The sequence below is a fragment of the Accumulibacter sp. genome (assembly GCF_036625275.1).
In the GTDB taxonomy this organism is placed as follows: Bacteria; Pseudomonadota; Gammaproteobacteria; order Burkholderiales; family Rhodocyclaceae; genus Accumulibacter.
Genome location: NZ_JAZKUD010000024.1, coordinates 14,808 through 30,250, shown reverse-complemented (window position 1 = coordinate 30,250; position 15,443 = coordinate 14,808). Strand labels below are relative to the sequence as shown.

The 15,443-nt window shown below is 62.3% G+C and carries 16 protein-coding genes and 1 tRNA gene; 9 read left to right on the top strand and 8 right to left on the bottom strand.

The window, feature by feature from the left end:
• Positions 1-13: 13 nt before the first annotated feature.
• From V5B39_RS10225 to V5B39_RS10210, 4 genes are all read right to left on the bottom strand, one after another.
• Positions 14-802, bottom strand: coding sequence for a 4'-phosphopantetheinyl transferase family protein (locus tag V5B39_RS10225; protein ID WP_332342787.1), 789 nt, complete (start codon positions 800-802; stop codon positions 14-16).
• Positions 783-1,670: an alpha/beta fold hydrolase gene (locus tag V5B39_RS10220; protein ID WP_332342786.1), complete on the bottom strand. Its 888-nt coding sequence runs from the start codon at positions 1,668-1,670 to the stop codon at positions 783-785. Before V5B39_RS10220 ends, V5B39_RS10225 begins: the two co-directional genes overlap by 20 nt.
• On the bottom strand, positions 1,667-2,491 hold the full coding sequence (locus tag V5B39_RS10215) for an alpha/beta fold hydrolase (RefSeq protein WP_332342785.1): 825 nt from the start codon (positions 2,489-2,491) through the stop codon (positions 1,667-1,669). Before V5B39_RS10215 ends, V5B39_RS10220 begins: the two co-directional genes overlap by 4 nt.
• A 111-nt stretch (positions 2,492-2,602) precedes the next feature.
• Positions 2,603-2,690: transfer RNA gene (locus tag V5B39_RS10210), tRNA-Ser, on the bottom strand.
• 203 nt (positions 2,691-2,893) lie between these two features.
• Here V5B39_RS10210 and V5B39_RS10205 point away from each other — a divergent pair.
• Positions 2,894-3,586, top strand: coding sequence for a Bax inhibitor-1/YccA family protein (locus V5B39_RS10205; protein WP_332342784.1), 693 nt, complete (start codon positions 2,894-2,896; stop codon positions 3,584-3,586).
• Between the two features lie 42 nt (positions 3,587-3,628).
• Here the strand turns inward: V5B39_RS10205 and V5B39_RS10200 are convergent, their stop codons facing one another.
• Positions 3,629-4,528, bottom strand: coding sequence for a polysaccharide deacetylase family protein (locus tag V5B39_RS10200; protein WP_332342783.1), 900 nt, complete (start codon positions 4,526-4,528; stop codon positions 3,629-3,631).
• 45 nt (positions 4,529-4,573) lie between these two features.
• Positions 4,574-4,945 carry an Mth938-like domain-containing protein gene (locus V5B39_RS10195; RefSeq protein ID WP_332342782.1) on the bottom strand — a complete coding sequence of 124 codons (372 nt, stop codon included), beginning with the start codon at positions 4,943-4,945 and terminating at the stop codon, positions 4,574-4,576.
• A 146-nt stretch (positions 4,946-5,091) separates the two neighbouring features.
• Here V5B39_RS10195 and alaC point away from each other — a divergent pair, with 146 nt between their 5' ends.
• The 8 genes from alaC to V5B39_RS10155 all read left to right on the top strand — a co-directional run bounded on the left by alaC (position 5,092) and on the right by V5B39_RS10155 (position 14,573).
• Positions 5,092-6,276 (top strand): alanine transaminase, encoded by a 1,185-nt coding sequence (alaC, locus tag V5B39_RS10190; RefSeq protein WP_332342781.1) that lies wholly within the window; start codon positions 5,092-5,094, stop codon positions 6,274-6,276.
• A gap of 9 nt (positions 6,277-6,285) precedes the next feature.
• Positions 6,286-7,518: a pyridoxal phosphate-dependent aminotransferase gene (locus V5B39_RS10185; protein ID WP_332342780.1), complete on the top strand. Its 1,233-nt coding sequence runs from the start codon at positions 6,286-6,288 to the stop codon at positions 7,516-7,518.
• Positions 7,519-7,578: 60 nt separating this feature from the next.
• Positions 7,579-8,889: a homoserine dehydrogenase gene (locus tag V5B39_RS10180; RefSeq protein WP_332342779.1), complete on the top strand. Its 1,311-nt coding sequence runs from the start codon at positions 7,579-7,581 to the stop codon at positions 8,887-8,889.
• Positions 8,890-9,094: 205 nt separating this feature from the next.
• Positions 9,095-9,376, top strand: coding sequence for a nucleotidyltransferase family protein (locus tag V5B39_RS10175; RefSeq protein WP_332342800.1), 282 nt, complete (start codon positions 9,095-9,097; stop codon positions 9,374-9,376).
• The gene (locus tag V5B39_RS10170; protein WP_332342778.1) at positions 9,366-9,713 is read left to right on the top strand and encodes a HepT-like ribonuclease domain-containing protein; all 348 of its coding nucleotides are present in this window, start codon (positions 9,366-9,368) and stop codon (positions 9,711-9,713) included. The genes V5B39_RS10175 and V5B39_RS10170 overlap by 11 nt, the downstream gene beginning before the upstream one ends.
• Positions 9,714-10,247: 534 nt before the next feature.
• On the top strand, positions 10,248-11,804 hold the full coding sequence (locus V5B39_RS10165; protein ID WP_332342777.1) for a hydrogenase iron-sulfur subunit: 1,557 nt from the start codon (positions 10,248-10,250) through the stop codon (positions 11,802-11,804).
• Position 11,805: 1 nt separating this feature from the next.
• Positions 11,806-12,303, top strand: a complete 498-nt coding sequence (locus V5B39_RS10160; protein WP_332342776.1) for a hypothetical protein — start codon at positions 11,806-11,808, stop codon at positions 12,301-12,303.
• Positions 12,304-12,656: 353 nt separating this feature from the next.
• Positions 12,657-14,573, top strand: coding sequence for a 2Fe-2S iron-sulfur cluster-binding protein (locus V5B39_RS10155; protein ID WP_332342775.1), 1,917 nt, complete (start codon positions 12,657-12,659; stop codon positions 14,571-14,573).
• A gap of 55 nt (positions 14,574-14,628) precedes the next feature.
• Here the strand turns inward: V5B39_RS10155 and V5B39_RS10150 are convergent, their stop codons facing one another.
• Positions 14,629-15,042 carry a type II toxin-antitoxin system VapC family toxin gene (locus tag V5B39_RS10150; protein ID WP_332342774.1) on the bottom strand — a complete coding sequence of 138 codons (414 nt, stop codon included), beginning with the start codon at positions 15,040-15,042 and terminating at the stop codon, positions 14,629-14,631.
• A complete protein-coding gene (locus V5B39_RS10145) occupies positions 15,042-15,293 on the bottom strand; it encodes an AbrB/MazE/SpoVT family DNA-binding domain-containing protein (RefSeq protein ID WP_332342773.1) in 252 nt (83 codons plus the stop codon). Before V5B39_RS10145 ends, V5B39_RS10150 begins: the two co-directional genes overlap by 1 nt.
• Positions 15,294-15,443: the final 150 nt, after the last annotated feature.

Here is a 15,443-nt window from a genome sequence, read left to right as displayed (position 1 = left end):
GGCTGCTGATTGGCTACTGATCGGGGTACCCGTCGGCGACGTGGAAGCCACGGATTTGCCCGTGGCCAATGACTGCCCGGATGGCCGCGGCGATGGCGTGGTCGGCGTCCGGGCAGGTGACAAAGAGCGTCCAGGGCGAACCCGCGCCGGTCACCTCGGCAAACCCGGAGTCGGTATTGGAAAAGCGGATCGTGACCCGCTCGGGCGGGCGGGCGAGGCCTGTGCCGAGGGTTTTGAGGACGGCTTCCTTGGCGGTCCAGAGGCGGAAGAAATCCCGGTCCTGGTCGCTTGCCGGCCGGCCGGTCAGCCAGTTCAATTCGTCGGCGCTGCAACAGTGGGCGGCAAGCGCATCCCGGTTGGGCAAGGGTCGGATGCGCTCAAGGTCTACACCGACCGGAACCCGGCGGCTCAGCCCGATGAGAACGCGATCCTGGCAGTGGGAAAGATTGAACTGCAGCCCGTCGACCGTACCCAGTGCGGGTTTGCCGTAGTCGTTGGTGATGAAGCCGAGGCCTTGCGGGTTGCGTGCAAGGTAATACCCGAGCAGGTGTCGCAGCAGGCCGTGAGCGTGCATCTGGCGCAATCGGTCTGCGGCGAACACCCGGCCGGCGGCACTGGCACGCTCGGCGGCATCGGGGAGCCTTTCGATCGTTTGCCGCAGCGTCTCGTGGCGAATCGGCAGGGGCAGCAGCCAGAGGTGGAGGTCGTCGCCCGAGAGCTGCGGGGCAGGCGCCTCGTCGGGCAGTTCGGCGAAACTTGCCAGCGTGATCGGCGCGAACGTTTCAGGCAGTGAAGTGGGCATCGGCCCAACGGCGCAGGGTGGCGATCAGCTCGTCGCGGTGATGGCGCGCGGTGAAGGTGTGATCGGCTCCCGGCATGCGGATCTCGGCGAAGTTCGGGTGGCCGGCGATCTTCTTCATTGCCTTGCCGAGCATCAGTTGCATGTAGTCGAGGGCAGGGTCACCTTCGGAGTACACCATCAGCAGAGCGGTGCCACGATCGAGGATGCCGTGGAAGGCGGCGCACAGTTCCGGTGCCTTTTCCGGAACCTGCTCGCTGCCGATGAAGCGCCGCAGGATTTGCCGGCCGACGACGCGCAGCAGCTCGATGAGACTGGTCTGCCCGCTCAGCAGCTTGCGCCAGCTCGCCGGGTTGAAAAGGGCGCTCTTCCAGAGGTAGCGCGCCGATTCGCCGGCGCGCAGGGTGCTGTTGATGTCGGCATCGATCGCATCACCGGAGTCGTCGGTAACGCCATGCAGGCCACGCCCGTTGATCAGCACCGCGCCCAGCACTGCCGGGTTGTCGCGGCAGGTGAGAAACGAGATGTCGGCCCCCGAGCAAATCCCGCACAGGATGAAGCCACTGCAGTCGCTCGCGGTGCCGAGCGCGGCCATCGCTGCCGAGGTTTCGCTGATGGCGCTCCTCTCGAAGCTCAGCGCGTCACTGCGTGGGCGGCTGTCGCCGATTCCCGAGAGATCGAAGCGCAGCACCGGGTAGCCGGCGGCAGCGAGTTGCCGGGCAATGTTCACGTACAGACGGTTGGGACCGGCACGATGAACGACCCCGGCGTTCACCAGCACGATGCCGGGACGTTTGCCGGGTACAGCGCTGGGGGTATGAATGCCGATCAGATGGTGGCCGTCGCCGAAACAAAGAACGCGCTCGTTCATCGCAGCCCTCCCTGTGCCGAGTCGACCATGGCCTGCAGGACACGCGCCGGCGGCATCAGAACGTCGTTCATTTCGGCACCCTCGGCCCAGAGTTCGGGCCACGGCACGTGTTTCCGGTCGACGCTTGCGCCAAGCGCAGCGAGCCGGTTGCCCAGGTCATCCGGATCGGCTTGCGGGCTGCTGCTCATCAGCAGTATCCGCGGAGCCGGAGCACGCGGCAGGGCGGCGAGGTCGATGGCACGCAGGCCGCTTGCCAGGCGGGGGGAAAGGAGGGCGCCGAAAACCTCGCGCACGCCATCGGCTGCCGGGATGGTCTGACCGTGCCCGGCCGTCTGGCGAAAGCGCTGCTGGTGCGCTGCGAGCAGTGTATCCACGTAGCGCTTGCCGTCCACTACGGCATCCCACAGGATCAGGCCACCAACGTCCTGGTGCTGTGCGGCATACAGGGCGGCCAGGCTGGCACCGAGACGCAGGCCGGCAAGCCAGACCGGCATGCCGGCCGTATGGTTGCGGAAGGTATCGACCGCGGTGGCAACGTCATCGAGCCATTGCTCCAGGCTGCCCTCGCTGTCCTCACCGGCAGAATCGCCTGTTGCAAAGTAGTCGAAGCGCAGCACCGGGAAGCCGGCTCGCGCCAGGCGGCTGGCAAACTGTCGAAAGACCCGGTGGGTAGAGACATACTCGCGTCCGAAAGGCGGGCAGAGAACGAAACCGAAGGGGCGTGTCGTGGCTCCCGTCGTGGCTCTCTGTGGAGCGTCAAAACAGAAGAAGAGCGGTTTGTCCGCCGCCCCCATGTATCCCGTGCTGGCTGGATTGTGCATGGTCGACCTTCCCCCTCAGACCGGTACGGCAATCCAGTCAGGTCGTTACATCAATCGAATCGATCGGCCTGAGCTTGTCGAATCCCCTCAGATTCGACCAAGATCATTGCCTGGCGGAAGCGGTGAGATTCGAACTCACGAACGGTTGCCCGTTGCCGGTTTTCAAGACCGGTGCAATCGACCACTCTGCCACGCTTCCTGCTCGACGCTGGAGACGGAATCCCTGGGCTGCTCTTGCAGAACGAAGCCAGAGGTCTACCGCGCGTGCCAATGATAGCACGGCAGAACCCTGTCAAGGCCGTCGGCACGCTGCTGATCGGTGGGGGAAAGATGCTTGAAACTTTTTCGCCAATTGGCTAGTCTTAGGCCCGTAATCGCGTTTCCATATCCAGGAGGAATACCATGCAACCCCAATTTCAGATGACCAGCCAGGCCAGCAGCGAACTCGCGCTACAGCAGAACCGGGTCCTGCGCAATACCTTCATGATGCTCGCCTTGACCATGATTCCAACCGTCATCGGTGCGCTGGTCGGCGTACAGATGCAGTTCTCGTTCCTGTCCGGCAGCCCGATGATGTCTTTCCTGCTCTTCCTCGGGATCGCTTTTGGTTTCATGTGGGGCATCGAACGTACCAAGGACAGCGGCGTGGGCGTGCTGCTCTTGCTCGCATTTACCTTCTTCATGGGGCTGATGCTCTCACGCATCCTGCAGGTGGCGCTCGGCTTCAGCAATGGCGGCTCGCTGATCGCCATGGCCGCGGGCGGCACGGGGGTGATCTTTTTCTCGCTCGCCGGGGTAGCCACGGTGACCAAGAAGGATTTCAGCTTCCTCGGCAAATTTCTGTTCGTCGGCATGATCGTCGTCCTGCTGGCGGCCGTGGCCAACATCTTCTTTCAGATACCGGCCCTGTCGCTGACCATCTCGGCGATCGCAGTGATGGTCTTCTCGGCTTACATTCTCTATGACATCAGCCGGATCGTCACCGGCGGTGAAGACAATTACATTTCAGCGACGCTGGCGGTTTATCTCGACATCTACAACGTTTTCGTCAGCCTGCTGAACCTGCTGATGGTCTTCAGCGGCGATCGCGACTGATCGTGCCCTGCGATGAAAAAGGGCGGCCTTGGCCGCCTTTTTTCATTCGGGCGGCAGGAATGCGCTGCCCTGCAGCATGTGCGTACCGGCGCGACCCGGGATTTCGGCAAAGATGACGGTGTGGCGCGGCAAGGTCGCGAGCTTGCGCGTGCTCAGCAGGTCGCGCAGGGCAACCAGTCGATAACCCTGATTTTTCCACTCGACGAGCAGACGCTCGAAAGCGTTGCTGAACTTCATCCCCTCCAGTTCGGCACGCAAAGTGAACACGTGCTCGCCGCCGGTGCTGCCGGTTTCTCCGAGAATCCGCTCGACGGCCTGATCCACAGACGCGCCTGCCGGGAGCAGCAGTTCGTCCAAGGTGGGTAGCGTCGTCGGAAGCTGCGGGCAGTGCACGAGTTCGCCATCAATGACCGGGATGAACGGGAATTTTCCCCGACAATCGCTGGCGTAAGCAAAGCCCAGGCGTTGCGTCAGGCGCAGGGCATGGCGATTCATCCGCCAGGCAGCGGCAGCATGTGCTTGCGGCGGTTCGCCGAAAACGTCTTCGAAACGCCGCCAGGCCTGCGCCATTTCGGCTTCAACCCAGGCGTTGTCAGCGGTGCCAACCCGCTTTTCCCAGTGCACCCGATGCCAGGCGTGGATGGCGACCTCAAAACCGGCAGCGCGCGCCTGCCGCATGCTCTCGGCGCCGCGCCTGCCGATATCCGGGGCCGGCAGAAGCAGTCCGTAGAGGCGGGTGAGGAGATTGTAGTAACGGCTTGGCGAGGCCCGGCGCGCTTCCCGACCGCTGCAGTCCGGACCCAGCGAGAAAAAGAAACTTCCGGCAGCCTCGTGCCGCTGCAGCAGCTCGACCAACGCCGGTACGCCGACCAGCGTGCCGTGACAGGTGTCGACGTCGATCTTGAGGGCGATCCGCTTCATCGGCACGGGATGGGTGGGCATCGTGACGGTGTTCTGGCGGGGGCCGCCGGTGACTGCCGGAGGTACTCAGACAAGGAGCAGGCCGACGGCGACCTTGCGCCCTTCACCGATCAGGATGTTGTAGGTACGACACGCGGCCGGAACATCCATCACTTCGATCCCCTTTTGTGCTCGCAGCAGGGGTCGCATCAGTTCGGGACCCGGAAAACGCAGCCGCTGGCCGGTGCCCAGCAGGACGATTTCGGAATCCAGTGCGGCGAGCAGTTCGATGTCGGCGACGCTCAGCGTGGCGAAGGTCGCCTGCGTCCAGTTGGGCAGCAGGCGGTCGGGCAGAACCGCCAGATTGCAGTGGTGACGGACACCGTTCACGCTGACGTAGTCTTCTCCATAAGCGGTAAATGTGTTCAGGCCAGGGGTGTTTTCGAGTTGCAGTTTCATGAAAATTGCGGTGAGCAATACGTTAAAGTAGGATTATAGCTTTTTTGCCGAACCTGTTCAGACGGCGGCAGCGCGCAATCACTGCCCATGCCGCAGGCTGATCGAGGGGTCGTCAACGACACCGACCATTTCCCGAGCCTGGAATCATGAGAGAGTTTTCGCGCATCAAACGTCTGCCCCCCTACGTGTTCAGCATCACCGCCGATCTGAAGATGGCCGCTCGCCGGCGTGGTGAGGACATCATCGACATGAGCATGGGCAACCCGGACGGCCCGACACCACAGCACATCACCGACAAGCTGGTCGAAGCAGCGCAGCGCGAGAACACGCACGGCTATTCGATTTCCAAGGGGATTCCACGCCTGCGTCGAGCGATTTGCGATTGGTATCAGCGGCGCTACGACATCGCTTTCGACCCGGACAGCGAAGCCGTGGTGACCATCGGTTCGAAGGAAGGCCTCGCGCATCTGATGCTGGCTACCCTGGATCGCGGCGATACCGTCCTGGTGCCCAACCCGTCGTATCCGATTCACATCTATGGGGCAATCATCGCCGGCGCGGACATTCGTTCGGTACGCATGACGCCGGATGTCGACTTCATCGAGGAGGTGCAGCGCGCCATCCGCGAGTCGATTCCGAAACCGAAAATGATGATCCTCGGCTTCCCGAGCAATCCGACGGCGCGCTGCGTGGACCTCGATTTCTTCGAACGCATCGTGGCGCTGGCCAGGCAGCACGATATTCTGGTGGTGCATGACCTGGCTTACGCCGACATCACTTTCGACGGCTACCAGGCGCCGTCGATCATGCAGGTGCCCGGTGCGCGCGAGGTCGCCGTCGAATTCTTCACCATGTCGAAGAGCTACAACATGGCCGGCTGGCGGGTTGGCTACATGGTGGGCAACCAGGAACTGTGCAATGCGCTGGTGCGCATCAAGAGCTATCACGACTACGGCACGTTCACCCCGATCCAGGTGGCCTCGGTGATCGCGCTTGAGGGTCCCCAGGACTGTGTCGAAGAAGTGCGCCAACTCTATCAGGGACGTCGCAACGTGCTTGCCAAGGGGTTGCACGAAGCCGGCTGGATGGTCGAGGTCCCCAAGGCGTCGATGTACATCTGGGCGAGAATTCCCGAGGTCTATCAGCAGATGGGCTCGCTCGAGTTTGCCAAGAAGCTGCTCAACGAGGCGCGCGTGGCGGTATCTCCGGGCGTCGGTTTCGGCGAATACGGCGACGACCACGTGCGTTTCGCGCTGATCGAGAACGAGGGACGTACCCGCCAGGCCATTCGCGGCATCAAGGACATGTTCAGGAAGGATGGCCTGCTCTAGGCCAAAGTGATGAGACCGGTACACAAATCAAGCAAGCTCGACAACGTCTGCTACGACATTCGTGGCGCCGTGCTGCAGAAAGCCAAGCAGATGGAGGACGAAGGTCACCACATCATCAAGCTGAACATCGGCAACCTCGCTGCTTTCGGCTTCGAAGCGCCCGAGGAAATCCAGCTCGACATGATCCGCAATCTGCCGAATGCGGCCGGTTATGCGGATTCGAAAGGGATTTTCTCGGCGCGCAAGGCGATCATGCACTACACCCAGCAGAAGCACATCAAGGGCGTCGTGCTTGAAGACATCTACATTGGTAATGGCGTCTCCGAGCTGATCGTGATGGCGATGAATGCCCTGCTCAATGCCGGCGACGAGGTGCTGGTGCCGGCACCCGATTACCCCCTGTGGACGGCCGCGGTGAGCCTGTCGGGCGGCACGCCATGCCATTATCTCTGCGACGAAGCGAACGACTGGCTGCCCGACCTCGACGACCTGCGCGCCAGGATCACGCCGAAGACGCGCGCGCTGGTGGTGATCAACCCCAACAACCCGACCGGCGCACTGTATCCGGACAGCGTGCTGCGCGAGCTGGTTGCCATCGCGCGCACGCACGGCCTGATCCTCTACGCCGACGAAGTGTACGACAAGGTGCTCTACGACGGTGCCCAGCACACGGCGATTGCCTCACTGTCTCAGGATGTGCTGACGGTGACCTTCAACGGCCTGTCGAAGAACTACCGTTCCTGCGGCTATCGCGCCGGCTGGATGGTGGTTTCCGGTGACTTGCGCATGGCGCGCGATTACATCGAAGGCCTCGACATGCTCGCCTCGATGCGTCTGTGTGCCAATGTGCCGGCACAGCATGCGATCCAGACCGCACTCGGCGGCTATCAGAGCATCGACGATCTGGTTGCGCCGGGCGGCCGCATGTATCGCCAGCGCGACCTTGCGTACCAACTGATCACGGCAATACCCGGTGTCAGTTGTGTCAAGCCCAAGGCGGCACTGTACATGTTCCCGCGCCTCGATCCGCAGATCTATCCGATCGACGACGACCAGGCGTTCATCGCCGAACTGTTGCAGGAAGAGCGCGTGCTGCTGGTCCAGGGCAGCGGCTTCAACTGGCCGGCACCCGATCACTTTCGCCTCGTCTTCCTGCCGTATGAAGACGATCTGCGCGACGCGATTGCCCGCATCGCGCGCTTCCTTGCCGCTTATCGCCAGCGCGCCGGGACGCAGGCCTAGCCCTGTCCGTCCCCTGGCTGCCCCGCTCACTTTTTCCACCCCCTTACTCGTGACTGCGCTATGAAACCTATCCATGTTGGACTTCTCGGGATCGGCACCGTCGGTGGCGGCACTTACGCCGTACTCCAGCGTAACGCTGAAGAAATCACCCGCCGTGCCGGCCGCCCCATTCAGATCAGTGTCGTTGCCGACAAGGACTGCGAACGGACCCGGCAGATCACCGGAGGAAGCTGCCGGATGACCGACGACGCCTTTGCCGTGGTCAGCGACCCCGAGGTTGACATCGTCGTCGAGCTGATCGGTGGCACCGGCGTCGCCAGGGAACTCGTCCTGCAGGCAATCGCCAACGGCAAGCACGTGGTCACCGCCAACAAGGCCTTGCTCGCCAGGCACGGCAACGAGATTTTTGCCGCAGCCCAGGAACAAGGCGTGATGGTCGCTTTCGAGGCCGCCGTCGCTGGCGGCATCCCGATCATCAAGGCACTGCGCGAAGGACTCACCGCCAACCGCATCGAGTGGATCGCCGGCATCATCAACGGCACCACCAACTTCATCCTCTCCGAGATGCGCGACCAGGGCCTGTCCTTTGCGGCGGTGCTCCAGGAAGCGCAGCGCCTCGGCTACGCCGAAGCCGATCCAACCTTCGATGTCGAGGGCGTGGACGCCGCGCACAAGCTCAGCATCATGTCGGCGATCGCTTTCGGCAACTCGATGAGCTTCGAGCGGGCGCACATCGAAGGCATCAGCCAGCTCGACGCGGCCGACATCCGGTACGCCGAACAGCTCGGCTATCGCATCAAGCTGCTGGGCATCACCAAACGCACCCCCGAGGGCGTCGAGTTGCGCGTGCATCCGACGCTGATTCCCGCCAAACGGCTGATCGCCAACGTCGAGGGAGCGATGAACGCGGTGCTGGTCAAGGGCGACGCCGTCGGCGCGACCCTCTACTACGGCAAGGGCGCCGGCGCCGAACCCACCGCCTCGGCGGTGATCGCCGATCTCGTCGATGTCACGCGCATGCATACCGCCGACCCCGAGCACCGCGTCCCGCATCTCGCCTTCCAGCCCGACGCGATGGTCGATCTCGCGATTCTGCCGATTTCGGAAGTCGTCAGCAGCTACTACCTGCGCCTGCGCGTCGAAGACCGCCCAGGGGTGCTTGCCGACGTGACGCGCATTCTCGCCGACGACGGCATCTCGATCGTCGCGATGATCCAGCGCGAACCCGGCGAAGGCGAAGAGCAGACCGACATCATCATGCTCACCCACAAGACGGTCGAGCGCAACATCGACGCCGCGATTGCCGGCATCGAGGCGCTGCCGGCAGTCAAGGGCCGGATCATCCGTTTGCGGCTGGAAGAACTACTATGAGCGAGCCGGGAACGGAGACGGTGGTTTCGGGATCTGTCGTCGCCCTGGCTGCACAGCCGACAGCCCGCGTGATGCACGGAGCAGAAATCTAAGCCTGCCGCCGGACCCGTGCGGCGGCGTCGAGCATGATTGCTGCAGCAGTTCTCCCCATTTCCCAATCTGTATACGCAAAAAAATGCATCCTGCACTGGAACTGCCCTTGCCGATGATACGCCAGTTCTGTCAAGAGCATGACGTCGCTGCACTGTCCCTGTTCGGCTCGGCGATCCGCGAGGACTTTGGCGTAACAAGCGACATCGACCTTCTCGTCGAGTTCGCCCCTCACGCCGAACCCAGCCTGCGAGAACTCTCCACCATGCAGAATGAGCTGGAACGTCTGCTCGGACGCCCGGTTGATCTGGTCGAGCGCAAGGCTATCGAGCAAAGCCGCAATTACATTCTGCGGAAACACATCCTTGGCCACCTGGAGCCAATCTATGTGGCGTGACGACGTTTATTTGCTCGACATGTTGCTGGCTGCCAGCGACGCTCGGGAATTTGCCAAAGACCTGGATTGGCAGCGATTCAGCGCCAGCGACCTGCATCAAAGCGCGATCATCCGCAAACTGGAGATCATCGGCGAAGCCGCGGGCCGCGTCAGCGGGGAGTTTCAATCTCGGCACCCGGAAATCCCCTGGCCGGAAATCGTCGCTCTCCGCAACCGCCTGATTCACGGCTATCGGACAGTACGCCTTGGTCTTGTCTGGCAAGTGGTCCAGGAAGAACTGCCGACCTTGATCGAAATGCTGCAACCCCTGGTTCCGCCCGCGGAGGATTTCAAATGAATATGTGCTAAAAAACCTACACTTGTAAGCAACCCCTCCCCCGCAATGGGGAGTCAGGGGCCGGATCATCCGTTTGCGGCTGGAAGATCTGCTGTAAGGAGATTCTCGCAAGACGATACCATCAGAACATGGTGGACGGCAGCGAGCCAGGTGTGGCAGGGTGCGAATGAAAGTGTTGGGAGGTACCGATATGCCCTCCCCCCTTGCGGGGGAGGGGTTGGGGAGAGGGGGCCTCCATGCCCTTGCAAGAGGCTAGCAGAGCGGACTGACGGCTTTGGCGATGTGTTGTCCAAGGATTCGACGAATTCGTGTGCAACGATGCCCCTCTCCCCCAACCCCTCCCCCGCAAGGGGGAGGGGTGATCACCGATGTCAATGCATCTCGATCGCACAAGGCACCCCGACCAACATTTTCATTCGCACGCGGTGTGACAGGGGAAGATTTCCGGATTTGACTCGTGTCAAGACACGGATCATCCGCCAGAAATATAATCGACCGCTAATAATCATCTCCAGCGCTCGGGACCCCAGCGAAGTGAATTTGCACGCAGCATTGCGCGATGGCGTGAAAAGCGTCTTTCTGCGCTTCGAAGAAGCGCTCGATACCCTCTTCGGGGGGGACGACAACCCGCTGCGACATCTCGGCGCGCTCGGTCTGTACCTGCTGTGGATCGTCGTCGGCAGCGGGCTCTATCTGTACACGGTGCTCGACACCGGCATCGACGCCGTCTACCGCTCGATCGGCTACCTCTCTGGCGAACAGTGGTATTTCGGCGGCATTCTGCGCAGTCTGCACCGTTATGCCTCTGATGGCTTCATGCTGGTGATGCTGCTGCACCTCGTTCGCGAATGGTGCTACGGGCGTTACCATGGCTTCCGCTGCTATTCCTGGCTGACCGGCGTACCGCTGCTCTGGCTCGCCTACCTCGCAGGCATCGGTGGCTACTGGATCGTCTGGGACCAGCTCGCGCAGTTCTCGGCCACCGCCACTACCGAACTGCTCGATTGGCTGCCGATCTTCAGCGAACCGTCGGCACGCAACTTCATGGCGCCGGACTCGATCAACGATCGCTTCTTCACCATGCTGGTATTCCTCCATCTCGGCGTGCCGCTGCTGCTGATCCTCGGCCTGTGGGCGCATGTGCATCGCATCAGCCACGTCGATTACCTGCCGTCCCGGCGCGCCATGCTGGCGACGCTGGCGACGCTGCTCGTGCTTTCGCTGCTCAAGCCGGCGCTCAGCCATCCGCCGGCCAATCTGGCGAGGGTCCCCGGCGCGATTGGCCTCGACTGGTTCATCCTGTTCATTCATCCACTGACCGACCTGAGTTCGCCGGCGCTCATCTGGACGCTGCTGTTCGGGCTGACGGCGCTGCTCTTCGCCCTGCCCGTTCTCCCGCGGCCGCGGCCGCAGCCGGTCGCCGTCGTCGATGCCGCCAACTGTACCGGCTGCGATCGCTGCCTTGCCGACTGCCCCTATGCAGCGATCAGCATGGCGCCGCACCCACGGCGGCCAGGTCTGCAACTGGCGGTTGTCGATGCCGATCTCTGCGCGGCTTGTGGAATCTGCGCCGGCGCCTGCCCTTCATCGACCCCCTTCCGCAGGCAGCAGACGCTGACCACCGGCATCGACATGCCGCAGCAGCCGGTCAATGCCTTGCGCGAGCAGCTCGAGCAGGCTCTGGCACCCGGCTCGGGCCTGTGCACGATCGTCGTTTTCAGTTGCACGCACGGCGCCGACGCCAACGCCCTGGCCGCTGCCGATACCGTGGTGATTCCCCTGCTGTGCACCGGCATGTTACCGCCGGCCTTCGTTGAATATGCACTGCGCGGCGGCGCCGACGGGGTTTTCGTGAGCACCTGCCGTCACGGCGGTTGCGATTTCCGCCTCGGCGAACGTTGGACCAGCGAACGCCTGTTCGGCCGGCGTGAACCCCATTTGCGCAAGACTGTCCCCGTTTCGCGACTGCAACTCTATCCTGCCGCAGCCCACGACAGCAGGACTCTGGCCGATGCGCTGGCCGAGTTCAGAACCCGGCTCGAAACGGTTTCTGGCGACAGACTTCCCCCCTATCAGCGGAGATCCCCCTGACATGCTTAAACCCACCGCCCTTGTCGGCCAGTTGATCCTCTACGGGGCTTTTGCGGCCTTTATCGGTTACTTCGCGACCTTGCCCAAATACCGGCAGATTCCCGACGACGTCGCGCTGATCAAGCTGTCGATCAGCCACCTTGGCGACCGCGAATGTCGCAAACGCACGCCTGAAGAACTCGCGAAACTGCCGCCCAACATGCGCGCGCCCATGGAGTGCCCGCGCGAGCGATCCGACATCAAGCTTGAGGTCGACTTCGATGGTCAGCCCGTATTCCGCACCGTGATGCACCCCACCGGCCTCTACAAGGACGGGGTTTCGACGGTGTACAAACGCTTCGAGCTGAAAGCCGGCCGGCACCAGGTGGCCGTCAGGATGAACGACAACCTGACCAAGCCCGGCTTCAACTTCAGCAAGGAAGCCGAGATTACTCTCGTACCAGGGCAAGTGATGGTGATCGACTTCAACCCGGATCGTGGCGGCCTGTTCTTCAAATGATCACGCTCATCACTCTCGCCACCAACCAACCCGGACGCGGGCGCCGCTTCCCGCCGGCCGCCAATCACGCCGCACGACACGCTAACGGTCATGACTTGTCCAGACACTCCCGATCATGAAAGTCATGACCGTTTCCCCTCTCCCCCGACCCCTCTCCCGCGAGGGGAGAGGGGAGGTTTGTGAGTCGCTGACGCGACTTTCACATTAACGGTCATGACTTGTCCAGCCATCCCCGATCATGAAAGTCATGACCGTTTCCCCTCTCCCCCGACCCCCTCTCCCGCGAGTGGAGAGGGGAGATTCGTGAGTCGCTGACGCGACTTTCACATTAATCTCCTGAACTGAAATCGGTCATGGTCAAAATCCTGCAACAACTTTTGCGCTGGCTGTTCATGCGCATCGAGAACGTGTTCAACGTCGCCTTCGGCGACAAGATGAACCCTTTCTACCATCTGGGAACGATCAGCTTCTGGCAATTCTGGTTGCTGGTCGCTTCCGGCCTCTACCTCTACATCTTCGCCGATACCGGCGTCCACGACGCTTTCGAGTCGGTCGAGCGGATCACCCACGACCAGTGGTGGGCGGGCGGCATCCTGCGCAGCATCCACCGCTACGCGACTGACGGCATGATCCTGACGATGCTGCTGCACATGCTGCGGCACTTTGCCTACGACCGCTATCGCGGCTTTCGTTCGTTCTCATGGCTGACCGGCGTGGCCTTGTTGTGGCTGGTGTACATTGCCGGCGTCAATGGCTTCATGCTGGTGTGGGACAAGCTCGCGCAATTCGTGGTCATCGCCACCGCCGAGTGGTTCGACGTGCTGCCCCTATTCAATGGCACGCTGATCCGCAACTTCCTCTATCCCGAGAGCGTCAACAGCCGCCTGTTCACGCTGCTGGCCTTCATCCACATCGGCGCCCCCCTGATCGTCGCGTTCATCATGTGGGTGCACGTCCAGCGCGTCCCGCGCGCACATATCAATCCGCCGCGCCCGATCGCCATCGCCGTTACGCTGATGTTTCTCGCACTCGCGCTGGTCAAGCCGATCCTCAGCCAGGGGGGCGAAGCCGACATGTTGGTCGTGCCGACCGACATCGACTTCGACTGGTTCGAGTTGCCGGTGCTGGCGCTGGTCTACGTGATCAATCCACTGCACCTCTGGTACTGGGTGCTCGGTCTCACGGCCCTGTTTTTTCTGCTGCCCTGGCTACCACCGAAGCGCCTGGGCTCGGCGAGGGCACAGAACTCGATCACTTTTCACCCCGACCACAAGGCCATCAGCGCACGCTTTGGCGAAACGCTGCTCGACGCCGGCCTGCGCCAGGACATCGATCTGCCCTACGAATGCCGCAACGGCGGCTGTGGCGTATGCAAGTGCACGGTGCTGCAGGGCAAGGTCGATCCCGGACTCTACCAGCCGAGTGCGCTTTCCGCCGCCGAACTGGCGCAGGGCAAGGTCCTGCTGTGCTGCGCCAGCGCCCTCGAAGACGTCGAGATCGAGTACGTGGCGAGCACAGCGCCGAAAATTCTCCGGGAGTACAGCGCCAGCGTCGTCGGCATGGAGAAACTCACCGACGACGTCATGCGTGTTCTGCTCAAGTTGCCGGAAGGGCAGCAGATTGCCTTCAAGGCCGGCCAGTACATCAACATCATTCTCGAAGACGGTCAGCGGCGCGCCTTCTCGTTTGCCAATCCGCCGCATGAAGCCGAGTTTGTCGAACTGCAGATTCGGCTGATGCCCGGCGGCCGTTTTACCACGCACGTCTTTGCAGTGATGAAGCTTGGTGACCAGGTCCGTTTCGAAGGCCCGATGGGCGATTTCACGCTGCGCGAGTCGGCGCGGCCGATCGTCTTCGTCGCCGGCGCCACCGGCTTCGCACCGGTCAAGAGCATGGTCGAGGACGCCTTCAGGCGCGGGCTGCAACGCCAGATCCATCTCTACTGGGGGGTGCGCAGCCGCAAGGACCTGTACCTTCCCGAACTGCCTGAACAGTGGGCGCGCGAGCACGAAAACTTCCACTTCGTTCCGGTCCTCTCCGATCCGGCCCCCGAGGATTCCTGGAGCGGCCGCACCGGCCTGGTCCATGAAGCGATTCTCGAAGACTTCCCGGAACTCAAGGAACACGAAATCTACGCCTGCGGCTCGGTTCGCATGGTCGAGGCGATCTTTCCCTTCCTCAAGAAGCACGGCGCCGAAGACGGCGCCTGCTTTTCGGATGCCTTCAGCGTATCGGCGCGGTCAATGGCCTTCCAGCCCCGCCAACCGTAGGGCCGGCGCCAGTGTGGGGGTCGCCAGAGCAGAACAGGCTTTCGCCTGCCTGTGCTCAGCGCCCGGCAGCGGCAGCGTCCGGGCGTATGCAGTGAATATCGAGTTGCAGGGCGGTGGCGAATTCCAGCCAGGGCCGGTCGGCAGTAAGCACCGCCATGCGGTGCAGGCGCGCAGTGGCAAGACAGGCGCGGTCGCCGAGAGACAGCCCGCGTGGCTGGGTGAGTGGTCGAAGCCGTGCAGTTTCAGCGGCTTCCGGTGCTGCAAAGGGCAACAAGGTGAGCTTGAGGATGGCAATCGACGACAAGGCATCGTCCGGCGGCACACCCCGGTCGATCAGCTTGCTGGCGACTTCAGCGATGTTGACCGGGCTGGCGTGGGCGTTGGCGTTGAGGATGCCGGATTCCACCGCCTGCCAGCCCGGTTCGCTGTGCAGGTAGGCGAGGATCGCGGACGCATCGAGAATGACCATTAGCGGGCATCTTCCCGTGTTTGCTCCACGCGGCGTTCAGCAATGAGTTCGTCGGTCAGTGAGACACTCTCGGCAACATACCGGTGAATCAACGCCTGCGCCCGCCGCAATTGGGCGATACGGGTGGTCACGACAAGCTCATCGTCGCGGATTTCCCAAATGAGCTGATCGCCCTCCCTGATGCCAATTTGTTGACGTAGCACGGCGGGTATGACCGTTCTGCCGTGAGAAAAGATGGATGTGGCGTTCATGGCAAATTTCCTTGAAGTGACTTGTATCGGACAATTTTCCGCTACTGATCGGGAAATGCCAATCGGCTCGGCATCGGTTTTCTCCCGCAACCATAATCGGGAGATGTCCTCAATGATGTCTTGAGCCCATTGGGTCAGCCCTGTGCTTGC

Bases quoted from the DNA above. Each gene is read 5' to 3' on its own strand.
- V5B39_RS10225 (WP_332342787.1), bottom strand. From the start codon at position 802: ATGCCCACTTCACTGCCTGAAACGTTCGCGCCGATCACGCTGGCAAGT.
- V5B39_RS10220 (WP_332342786.1), bottom strand. From the start codon at position 1,670: ATGAACGAGCGCGTTCTTTGTTTCGGCGACGGCCACCATCTGATCGGC.
- V5B39_RS10215 (WP_332342785.1), bottom strand. From the start codon at position 2,491: ATGCACAATCCAGCCAGCACGGGATACATGGGGGCGGCGGACAAACCG.
- V5B39_RS10205 (WP_332342784.1), top strand. From the start codon at position 2,894: ATGCAACCCCAATTTCAGATGACCAGCCAGGCCAGCAGCGAACTCGCG.
- V5B39_RS10200 (WP_332342783.1), bottom strand. From the start codon at position 4,528: ATGCCCACCCATCCCGTGCCGATGAAGCGGATCGCCCTCAAGATCGAC.
- V5B39_RS10195 (WP_332342782.1), bottom strand. From the start codon at position 4,945: ATGAAACTGCAACTCGAAAACACCCCTGGCCTGAACACATTTACCGCT.
- alaC (WP_332342781.1), top strand. From the start codon at position 5,092: ATGAGAGAGTTTTCGCGCATCAAACGTCTGCCCCCCTACGTGTTCAGC.
- V5B39_RS10185 (WP_332342780.1), top strand. From the start codon at position 6,286: ATGAGACCGGTACACAAATCAAGCAAGCTCGACAACGTCTGCTACGAC.
- V5B39_RS10180 (WP_332342779.1), top strand. From the start codon at position 7,579: ATGAAACCTATCCATGTTGGACTTCTCGGGATCGGCACCGTCGGTGGC.
- V5B39_RS10175 (WP_332342800.1), top strand. From the start codon at position 9,095: ATGATACGCCAGTTCTGTCAAGAGCATGACGTCGCTGCACTGTCCCTG.
- V5B39_RS10170 (WP_332342778.1), top strand. From the start codon at position 9,366: ATGTGGCGTGACGACGTTTATTTGCTCGACATGTTGCTGGCTGCCAGC.
- V5B39_RS10160 (WP_332342776.1), top strand. From the start codon at position 11,806: ATGCTTAAACCCACCGCCCTTGTCGGCCAGTTGATCCTCTACGGGGCT.
- V5B39_RS10155 (WP_332342775.1), top strand. From the start codon at position 12,657: ATGGTCAAAATCCTGCAACAACTTTTGCGCTGGCTGTTCATGCGCATC.
- V5B39_RS10150 (WP_332342774.1), bottom strand. From the start codon at position 15,042: ATGGTCATTCTCGATGCGTCCGCGATCCTCGCCTACCTGCACAGCGAA.
- V5B39_RS10145 (WP_332342773.1), bottom strand. From the start codon at position 15,293: ATGAACGCCACATCCATCTTTTCTCACGGCAGAACGGTCATACCCGCC.